The organism is Butyricimonas muris (genome assembly GCF_046365375.1).
Classification (GTDB): domain Bacteria; phylum Bacteroidota; class Bacteroidia; order Bacteroidales; family Marinifilaceae; genus Butyricimonas; species Butyricimonas muris.
In genome coordinates, this window is the sequence record NZ_JBKEIT010000012.1 from 220,132 (window position 1) to 228,943 (window position 8,812).

8 protein-coding genes and 4 pseudogenes are annotated in these 8,812 nt (G+C 42.2%); 5 read left to right on the forward strand and 7 right to left on the reverse strand.

Annotation, left to right across the window (positions count from 1 at the left end; translation table 11 throughout):
- Window positions 1-146: 146 nt before the first annotated feature.
- Window positions 147-326 (forward strand): hypothetical protein, encoded by a 180-nt coding sequence (locus ACK8P8_RS18865; RefSeq protein WP_008766665.1) that lies wholly within the window; start codon window positions 147-149, stop codon window positions 324-326.
- Here ACK8P8_RS18865 and ACK8P8_RS18870 read toward each other — a convergent pair.
- The 7 genes and pseudogenes from ACK8P8_RS18870 to ACK8P8_RS18900 form a co-directional block, all read right to left on the reverse strand.
- A pseudogene (locus ACK8P8_RS18870) lies at window positions 311-589 on the reverse strand (MATE family efflux transporter); the annotation flags it as partial. The gene ACK8P8_RS18865 and the pseudogene ACK8P8_RS18870 overlap by 16 nt on opposite strands.
- Window positions 590-875: 286 nt before the next feature.
- Complete coding sequence (locus ACK8P8_RS18875) at window positions 876-1,574, reverse strand: Rv2686c family ABC transporter permease subunit (RefSeq protein WP_008766663.1); 699 nt, start codon at window positions 1,572-1,574, stop codon at window positions 876-878.
- A 2-nt stretch (window positions 1,575-1,576) separates the two neighbouring features.
- On the reverse strand, window positions 1,577-2,239 hold the full coding sequence (locus tag ACK8P8_RS18880) for a fluoroquinolone export ABC transporter permease subunit (RefSeq protein WP_016270785.1): 663 nt from the start codon (window positions 2,237-2,239) through the stop codon (window positions 1,577-1,579).
- Complete coding sequence (locus ACK8P8_RS18885) at window positions 2,236-3,084, reverse strand: ABC transporter ATP-binding protein (RefSeq protein ID WP_016270784.1); 849 nt, start codon at window positions 3,082-3,084, stop codon at window positions 2,236-2,238. Before ACK8P8_RS18885 ends, ACK8P8_RS18880 begins: the two co-directional genes overlap by 4 nt.
- Window positions 3,085-3,207: 123 nt before the next feature.
- Window positions 3,208-3,798, reverse strand: coding sequence for a TetR/AcrR family transcriptional regulator (locus ACK8P8_RS18890; RefSeq protein ID WP_008766657.1), 591 nt, complete (start codon window positions 3,796-3,798; stop codon window positions 3,208-3,210).
- 133 nt (window positions 3,799-3,931) lie between these two features.
- Window positions 3,932-4,293, reverse strand: a pseudogene (locus tag ACK8P8_RS18895) (VOC family protein).
- A gap of 159 nt (window positions 4,294-4,452) precedes the next feature.
- Window positions 4,453-5,226: a class I SAM-dependent methyltransferase gene (locus ACK8P8_RS18900; RefSeq protein ID WP_016270783.1), complete on the reverse strand. Its 774-nt coding sequence runs from the start codon at window positions 5,224-5,226 to the stop codon at window positions 4,453-4,455.
- Between the two features lie 481 nt (window positions 5,227-5,707).
- Between ACK8P8_RS18900 and ACK8P8_RS18905 the strand changes: the two are divergent.
- The 4 genes and pseudogenes from ACK8P8_RS18905 to ACK8P8_RS18920 form a co-directional block, all read left to right on the forward strand.
- Window positions 5,708-5,908, forward strand: a pseudogene (locus ACK8P8_RS18905) (hypothetical protein); the annotation flags it as partial.
- A gap of 300 nt (window positions 5,909-6,208) precedes the next feature.
- Window positions 6,209-6,505, forward strand: coding sequence for a DUF4134 domain-containing protein (locus ACK8P8_RS18910; protein ID WP_008766654.1), 297 nt, complete (start codon window positions 6,209-6,211; stop codon window positions 6,503-6,505).
- A gap of 1 nt (window position 6,506) precedes the next feature.
- Window positions 6,507-6,839, forward strand: coding sequence for a DUF4133 domain-containing protein (locus ACK8P8_RS18915; protein WP_032841196.1), 333 nt, complete (start codon window positions 6,507-6,509; stop codon window positions 6,837-6,839).
- Window positions 6,836-8,749 (forward strand): annotated as a pseudogene (locus ACK8P8_RS18920) (TraG family conjugative transposon ATPase); the annotation flags it as partial. The gene ACK8P8_RS18915 and the pseudogene ACK8P8_RS18920, both read left to right, overlap by 4 nt.
- Window positions 8,750-8,812: the final 63 nt, after the last annotated feature.

Below are 8,812 nucleotides of genomic sequence, written 5' to 3' on the forward strand. Positions count from 1 at the left end.
TCTTTTTGCTGTCATAGTTTTTGAAGGCATGTCGATGTGATATCGGTGTGCCTTTTCATTTTCAGAGAATATCATCGGATAAAATTCAAATAATCATATCGTTATCATAATGGCAGGATTCGTACCTTTGCAAAAAATGAATGATTATGGCAGTGACAAAAGCGATATTGGAGAAATGGATGGTGGAGCAGAAACGCCACCGCCTTTTCGACAAACAGGTGCAGATGGCCCGTGAACTGGGATTGAACCCTGGCAAGCTCGGAAAGATAGATAACCACAAGCAGGATCACGAAAAGAAAAGCCAAAAAGCGACAAGAAAAAGATGAGTCCTACAAAATGTTCTTCCCGTTTCCGAATACTGCTGTTCCCCGTTACGGCGGGCAATTACCACTTGCAACCCCAAACTGAACCCGAAGCCGAGCATATAAATCGCCAAGAACCATATTCCGGCAATGGCGGATGCGCCCAGTTCCACATCACCCACATGCCCCAAGAACAAGGCATCGGTAATATTTATCAGTTGTTCGATAAGGATGCTCATCATTACAGGAAAAGCGATGAGCCAAATTTTCTTATAGGTATAATCCATTTGTTCAAACCAATATGATACAATAAGCCATGCCGCTTGGACAGCACAACAATCTTGTAGATTTACAATTAGGGATAATGACAAGGCAGTAATAGACAAACTTAAACGATAAGCCTGTCTATTGCTGAATAGCGTTAATCGAGGGCGCTATTCGCCCGGCGTAGCTATATGCACAACTGCCATTTCATATTGTTGAACAACTATTCTTTTTCTGTTAGGGCTACAAAGATAGCGTTTTTCCCTGAATTTGTATCTGTAAACTATCAATTAGCAGTTTTAGGAGAAACTATATTTTTGTGCTATACCTATTATATAATATGCAAATCAGCCCCCCGGAAAGAAAGATAGCTGGCAGAATAAACCAATAGTTGTTACTTATCAGAAACTTGGCTATCCAAAAAGAAGGGAGAAATGAAAATACATATTGGGTACTATCTGTAATGACAAAAGGTATGATCAATCCCACCATAACCAAAGCAGATACTTTTGCAAGTGCCATACCTTCCACTTTATTCCCCGCGTATGCTAAAATAATCATAGCAGCCACAACGCTTAGTATTGTAGCCAATATGGATATGATAAATGTAGTCCATAATGACATATCTGATACGGAACAGAAAGAAAGCAGCACGAAAGAAACAATGGCTGCAAATAAAACAGGAATAATCAATCTTGATATAAGATAACCCTTCTTCCCAAGTGGGGTGATTGTGATATACCTGTTGATTTTCATATCTGTTTCATCCAATACCACCAAGACCGAAGCGAAGCAAATCATGTAAGGACACATAATTGCAAGGAATAAATCCAATATCGGATAATATAGACTGAAATCCTTTAGCATCGGATAATGCTGTACAATTAAGGGGAAAACAAACCTATATATTGCCGCTAATAGTAACGGAATACATATTATTGCAGATAACATACCATCTGAGAATATGTTTCTGATAAACATTTTGAAAGAAATAATATTCTGATTCATAATTATATCGTCATCATTTTTTTTACTGACAGACAAGAAAAAATATACATCGCAATGCACCAAATGCTTATTGCCATTAGAGATATGACACTGATATTTCCAGACATAAGTTCTATCAGACTTATACTTGGATGTAATAGCATAACTCCCGATTTATAGCCCATTGTATAAACAGATATGGGAGCTACGGATATTATTAAAGTGGGAACCATAATCAGCATAAAGTTATTCATGGTTGAAATGAAAGCGGAAAGTGATATTCCAACCAGTGTGAATAATGCTGAACCTAACATAATTCCAACAGCAAGATGTATGTAAGAATGTTCCATGCCTGAGAACAATGCGATGAGAACTCCACTTAGCAAAGAAATTAGTCCAATGGAAATTACCTTTGACAAAATGTATGCGTGTATCGATATGGGCGAAACAGCTAATGCCTGCATTACTTTTTCGCTTTTCTCGAATAATATGATTGCTCCCATAAACATTAATCCAATCAGCACGGGGTCTGAAAATATAAGGGTAGTTGTGCATAGTTCTTTCCACTGCATAGGAAGAATGCGCAATACAGCAATATACACCAGTGTAAATAGCGTATATAGGGCATAAAAACCATATTTGTATTGTTGCCGAATATCGCCAAGTATTAAACCTTTAAGTTTCATAGTAATTTCCTCCCTGTTATTTCTGAGAATATATGGTCTAATGTCGGCTCATTGCTATGTATTGACAATAAGGCATTAGCTTGAATCAGAGATTGCAGCTTTTTGTCTGTACTTATTTTGTCAAGTGCGATTGTAGTATTCAATTCTTGTTGATTCTCCAAATATGAATATGTCACTTCATTATAACGCCTTGACATGATAAGATTATGAGGAGTGTCCATAGCTTTAATGTTGCCATCGACAATAAATGCCACACGGTCACAAAGTTCGGTCGCATCGTGCATATTGTGAGTAGTCAGAATGATTGTCACTCCTTTATTTTTAAGCTCACGAATAATGTCTTTCATCACTTGGGAGTTTGAGGGGTCTAAACCTGATGTTGGCTCATCCAAAAATAACACTTTGGGTTGATGAATGATTGACCGGGCAAAGTTTAATCTGGATTTCATTCCTTTAGAAAAACCTGCCACTTTCTTGTTGGCATGTTGTGACAGTCCGACCATTTCTAATAGTTGTTCGGCAGGAATAAGCTTGCTGTCATATAAAGAGCCAAAGAATTTTAAGTTCTCCAATGCGGTGAATTTCTCATAAAAACTAGGAAATTCAAAATCGACACCAATACTCTCATAGAAATGGTCAGGCTTATTTCTAATTTCATTATTATTAATAGAAACACTCCCCTTATATTTAGGGAGCATACCTATTAATATCTTTTGAAGAGTGCTTTTTCCTGCTCCAGAAGGTCCTAAAAAGCCAAATATTTCTCCGCTTCTTACTTGAAAATTCATATTCTCAATAAATGGTAGTTGAGAATAACTAAACGATAAGTTTTTTACTGTAATCATAATTTTTAATTTTTATATTTTATGACTAAATTAGTCTATATGGTCATATTGTGAATTCAGAGCATCGCCATGTAGCATATTTGCACATAGTCAGTTGATATTATATAATCTTATTGTGTTGGATTAGTCTTTAAGTAGTTGCTTTACTATTCCCCTAACTATAAACTTGAAAACTTCATTGTAAATATCTGTTCCAATTGTTTTCTCGTTTAGAATAGTCAAGAATGCAGCTCTTAAAGCCCCTGCAAATACCTTTGTGTCAATTGATTTACTTTCTGGAATAAATTTCAGCACTTCGTTTGCCAGCATGACATCATCATCTACGTGTTGTGAAAGTACTTCTTGAGGGAGCTTTCTACTTAGATATTCCACGTCACTATTCACAAAGACAGATACAAAGTATGGCTTGTTGTTGATTAGCAAGTCAGATATAATATCTGTCAATGTATCAACCGTAATATTATCGGTATGCTTATTTATGGCATTAAGAAATTCTTTTTCCAATTTCTTATGATAGTCTATTATTGTATCAAAAAAAAGAAGTTCTTTTGATGTATAGAATAGATAAAATGCTCCTTTAGAAATATTAGCATATTTAACAAGCTCATCTACAGAAGTTTTACGTACCCCTTGTTGCTGGATAAATAGCAAAGCTCCTTCTTTGAGTTTATCCTTTATAAGCTTCCTTTCGTTGTCATCAAATGCTTTTGCCATACCGTGTGACTATTTTATTATTATTGGTCACTGCAAACATAAGCGTTATTTTTGAATTGACAAAGAAATATCAGTTTATTTTTCCCCAGAAAGTTACTTCATATCAACTTGCAGTTATATCTTTCGACACAAATTAGTCAGTGTAAAGTCCAATGTGATTGCCCGCAGGGTCAGCAAATACGGCAAAATACCATTTCCCATCGGCTTGAATTTTAGTCTTGGGATAACTATGCTGCCACCTTGCTTCATTACTTGCCGGATTGACCTGTCAATGTCTTCACAGTTAAAGTGAATTAATACACCATGCTCTGAGGGTTTGAAGTTCGGTGCATAAGATATAGTACCTACCGTTTGTCCGTCCTGCACGAAACAAGCCATTTTCTCGTTATTATATTCGGCTACCATAAGTTCAACTCCCAAGATTGTTTGATAGAAATTTACTGATTGGTAGAAGTAGGTAACGGGAATTTCAAAGAATGCGATTAAATTTTTCACGTTCTTTTTCTTTTAGTTGCTATTTTGTCCTGCGCTAAGACAGTGCAAAATTACGATTGGCATAAGGAACTGGATAGAACGAAGGGGACATTTTAGAGGGTGCAACTTCACACGTTGTTGCCCCCTCCCTGTTGTTAACTTTCACTGACAGTGAAAGTTTTAGATTTTCTTTCCGATATAAAATACATAGCCATAAAAGCCTTTATACTTATTGTATAATGCTTCTTCAAGATGCTGAAACTCTATGAGTTTCTTTACGGTTTCATTATGGGGATATTTTTTCAGCATTAGTTTACGGGCTTCACTCAAAGGCTGATAGTAATGTTCCGTCCAGCATTTTTCCGGCAACACAAATGAAGCAACTGGGAGATAGCCAGCTCTCTGCATTTGTGCGACTTTAACAGGAATTGTATCTATCTCTTGATACCCCTGCATCCAAAAATCGTGTATTTCAGCCGGACGCTTTTCTGTAAACCATGAACTTTCCGAAACTGCAATATACCCATTAGGTTTCAAATAATCACGCCATTCATTTATACCTCTCTCAAAGCCGATATTATAAATAGCACCTTCCGACCATATCAAGTCTAAAGATTCTTTTTCAAAAGGTAGATTGTCCATTGAGCCGACAATCCCCTTTACTCTATTTTGCAAATTCAGCTTTAAGGCATCAAGATTAAACTTGTCAATAAACCCTGAAAAGAAATCAAGTCCTGTAATAGTTCCTGATACATTTTGTGCCAAAACCATAGTTTGACCTCCCGTTCCACAACCAATGTCTGCAATCTGCGCAGTATCACTCAGATTATCAATGAAACTTAAAGCCTTTAATGTAACATCAGGACTTCCCGGACCTTGCCTTTTTGTATTAAGAAAAAAATCACAAATTAAATTTACATCAAACCCGTAAATTGTGTTGTTATTGTTATTCATTTTTATTGTATATATTGTGTACAGGGAAAATATGATGATACCTTACCTATACACAGATTAAAATTATAATATAAGCACACGAAAATAACCCCCGAAAAGAATTATCCGAGAGTAAACGTAAAGAACAATCTACATTAGAAATGCAGATTGCTTACAACACAATATCCGATTGGTTTGTTTTCTTCATGCGAGCGAAGGTAGTGAATTATTTTATGCCATGCAAATTCAGCTTTGAATTTAGGTCGAGTATGCCTGGGCATTTCAGCCCAAACCTACTCGACCCAATCGTAAAAAGCTTATTTTCAATGATTTGTGTTTATAGAAATAGAATGGTATCTTTGAACTGAAGATAAAGGCAGACACAATCCCGACAAGGGAAGCCAAATGTCCTTTGAAAAAAGTACCTAATTCGTATCCATCAAAAGATTGAGGTACGCTAAAATATTGATTTTAAGACTTGTGAACTGCTCGATTCAAGTCCCGAGCGGAACCGAGGAAAGTGCCGCTTCCACAGCTTATAGAGCACATCTATTTCAAGCGGTTCAAGCGTGAGAAACCGGAAACGGTCAAGCCGCTGAAACAGATTCTGAAGGAAATGGAGACCAAGAAGAAGCTGCAAAAAGAGAAAAAGGAGGAACGGAGGAAACAGCGTGCCCTCTCTTCCGATTCCGCAGCAGAGTAAACAGCGTTCACATGACATGAAGCGAAGTCTGAAAGCCGTCCGGTTTTCAGGCTTCGCTTTTTTGGTGATTCGAACCAATTGTCGCTTTTTCATTCCTCATGAAGAGTGCCCGTTTTTATTTTCTGTTTTTCCCATCCTTCCCTGCCCAAAATCCTCTTTTTTATCGTTTGGAAAATCCTTGCTGATGTAACGTGATGACATACGATGACACGCATCGTAAGGTTTGTAAATCAATGAATTAAACGCTATATATTCGCTGTCGAAATGATTTTTTGTTTCACCAATTAAAATTTTCGACACATGAAAAAAAGATTCTTTTCGGCAGCTTTCATGCTGCTTGCGACAGTCGGGGCTTTCGCCCAGGGTAACGGTATCGGCGGCATTACGGAAGCCACCAACATGGTCACTTCCTACTTCGACCCCGGCACCAAGTTGATTTACGCCATCGGAGCCGTCGTCGGCCTGATCGGGGGCGTGAAGGTCTATTCCAAGTTCTCCTCGGGCGACCCTGACACCTCGAAGACCGCCGCGAGCTGGTTCGGCGCATGTATCTTCCTTATCGTGGCCGCTACCATCTTACGCTCATTCTTCCTGTAACATGGCGAAGTATCCGGTCAACAAGGGGATAGGCCGCAGCCCGGAGTTCAAAGGGCTCAAGAGTCAGTACCTGTTCATCTTCGCGGGCGGGCTGCTCGCCCTGTTCGTGGTGTTCGTCATCATGTACATGGTGGGTATCGACCAGTGGGTCTGCATCGGTTTCGGTGTCGTTTCCGCTTCGGTGCTTGTCTGGGCGACATTCCGAATGAACGCGAAGTACGGCGAATGGGGGCTTATGAAACTCCACGCGCTGCGTAGCCATCCCCGCTACATCATCAACCGGAGGAAGTTCCTTCGGTTGATTTCTCCAACCGCAAAAAAAGGAAAAGTATGAGAAATGTAATGAAAACAGCAACGCTGGAAAGCAAATTCCCGTTGCTCTCGGTGGAGCACGGATGCATCGTCAGCAAGGACGCGGACATTACCGTGGCTTACAAGGTGGAGCTGCCTGAACTCTTCACGCTCACGAAGGCGGAATACGAGGCCGTCCACTCGACCTGGGCGAAAGCGGTCAAGGTGCTGCCGAACTACAGCATCGTGCACAAGCAGGACTTCTTTATCGAGGAAAGCTACCGTCCCGACATTTGCAAGGACGACCTGAGTTTTCTCAGCCGCAGCTTCGAGCGGCATTTCAACGAACGCCCGTATTTGCAGCACACCTGCTACCTGTTCCTGACCAAGACGACTAAGGAACGCAACCGCACGACCAGCAGCTTCAACGCCCTCACGCGGAATTTCATCATCCCGAAGGAAATGACGGACAGGGAGACCATCACCCGTTTCATGGAGAGCTGTGAGCAGTTCGAGCGTATCGTCAACGACAGCGGTCTCCTTCGCATGACACGCCTGACGGATGAGGAAATCACGGGAACGGACACCTCTGCGGGAATCATCGAGAAATACTTCTCGCTCTCGCAGGAGGACACCGCCTGCTTGCAGGACCTGTCACTCGGTGCCGGGGAGATGAAGATAGGCGACAACTACCTCTGCCTGCACACCCTTTCCGACCCGGAGGACCTGCCCTCAAACGTGGCTACCGATTGCCGCTACGAACGGTTGTCCACCGACCGGAGCGACTGCCGCCTCTCCTTCGCCGCGCCGATAGGCATCCTGCTCACATGCAACCATGTCGTGAACCAGTACCTCTTCATCGACGATTCGGCGGAGAGCCTGCGCAAGTTCGAGCAGACCGCGAGGAACATGCACTCGCTTTCCCGTTACAGCCGTTCCAACCAGATCAACCGCGAATGGATCGAGGAATACCTGAACGAGGCGCACAGCAAGGGGCTGACTTCTATCCGGGCACACTGCAACGTCATGGCATGGAGCGACGACCGGGAGAAACTCAAACGCATCAAGAACGATGTCGGCAGCCAGCTGGCACTCATGGAGGCGAAGCCGCGCCACAACACGGTAGATGTCCCGACGCTGTTCTGGGCGGCGATACCCGGCAATGCCGGTGATTTCCCGTTCGAGGAGAGTTTCCACACCTTCATCGAGCAGGCGTTGTGCCTGTTCATCGGGGAAACGTCCTACAAGGATTCGCTATCGCCGTTCGGCATCCGCATGGTGGACCGGCTGACGGGCAAGCCCGTTCATCTGGATATTTCCGACCTGCCGATGAAGAACGGTACAATCACGAATAGGAATAAATTTATACTCGGACCCTCCGGTTCGGGCAAGTCTTTCTTCACCAACCACATGGTGCGCCAATATTATGAACAAGGGACCCACGTGCTTTTGGTGGATACCGGAAATTCCTATCAGGGACTGTGCAACCTTATCCACGCGAGGACACACGGCGAGGACGGCATCTACTTTACCTACAAGGAGGAAGACCCGATTGCCTTCAACCCTTTCTACGTGGAGGACGGCGTGTTCGACATCGAGAAAAAGGAATCCATCAAGACGCTCATCCTGACCCTTTGGAAACGTGACGACGAACCGCCCACGAGAGCCGAGGAGGTGGCACTGTCCAATGCCGTGAACCTCTTTTTGGCGAATATCCGCAAGGACAGGAGCATCAAGCCCTCCTTCAATAGTTTTTACGAGTTCATCCGTGACGAGTATCAGGACATCCTGAAGGAAAAGCGCACCCGCGAGAAGGATTTCGATGTATTCAACTTCCTGAACGTGCTTGAACCTTACTACCGGGGCGGCGAGTATGACTACCTTCTGAACAGCGACAAGCAGCTTGATTTACTCGGTAAACGTTTCATTGTATTTGAGTTAGACAATATCAAGGGTGCGCCCGTCAAGGCTGCGTAAGTAACAATCCCATTAGCAAGGGATTAGGTAAGTGTACAT

Coding starts and splice junctions, on each gene's coding strand:
- ACK8P8_RS18865 (WP_008766665.1), top strand. CDS start 147: ATGGCAGTGACAAAAGCGATATTGGAGAAATGGATGGTGGAGCAGAAA.
- ACK8P8_RS18885 (WP_016270784.1), bottom strand. CDS start 3,084: ATGATTACAGTAAAAAACTTATCGTTTAGTTATTCTCAACTACCATTT.
- ACK8P8_RS18875 (WP_008766663.1), bottom strand. CDS start 1,574: ATGAATCAGAATATTATTTCTTTCAAAATGTTTATCAGAAACATATTC.
- ACK8P8_RS18900 (WP_016270783.1), bottom strand. CDS start 5,226: ATGAATAACAATAACAACACAATTTACGGGTTTGATGTAAATTTAATT.
- ACK8P8_RS18880 (WP_016270785.1), bottom strand. CDS start 2,239: ATGAAACTTAAAGGTTTAATACTTGGCGATATTCGGCAACAATACAAA.
- ACK8P8_RS18915 (WP_032841196.1), top strand. CDS start 6,507: ATGGCGAAGTATCCGGTCAACAAGGGGATAGGCCGCAGCCCGGAGTTC.
- ACK8P8_RS18890 (WP_008766657.1), bottom strand. CDS start 3,798: ATGGCAAAAGCATTTGATGACAACGAAAGGAAGCTTATAAAGGATAAA.
- ACK8P8_RS18910 (WP_008766654.1), top strand. CDS start 6,209: ATGAAAAAAAGATTCTTTTCGGCAGCTTTCATGCTGCTTGCGACAGTC.